The sequence below is a fragment of the Variovorax sp. KK3 genome, assembly GCF_001984055.1.
Taxonomy (GTDB): Bacteria; Pseudomonadota; Gammaproteobacteria; order Burkholderiales; family Burkholderiaceae_C; genus Variovorax.
The window spans coordinates 1-214 of record NZ_LYVO01000233.1; the positions used below are offsets into that span (position 1 = coordinate 1).

The window sequence follows — 214 nt, forward strand, 5'->3', positions numbered from 1 at the left end:
TCTTCGGGCCCGGCAGCCTGCAGCACCTGGGTCGTGAAATCGACGCGCTGGGCGCGAAGCGTGCGCTCGTGCTGAGCACGCCCGAGCAGCGCACACAGGCCGAGCGCGTGGCCGACCTGCTCGGCGCGCAGGCCGCCGGCATCTTCGACCGTGCCGTGATGCACGTGCCCATCGAGACCGCCCGCGAGGCGCGTGAAGTGGCTCGCCGGCTCGG

At 73.4% G+C, this 214-nt stretch carries 1 protein-coding gene; it reads left to right on the plus strand.

The annotated features are described in order from the left end of the window. Positions 1-214, plus strand: a 214-nt coding sequence (locus B0W80_RS34315) for an iron-containing alcohol dehydrogenase (protein ID WP_143684950.1), incomplete at both ends; no start/stop codon positions are given.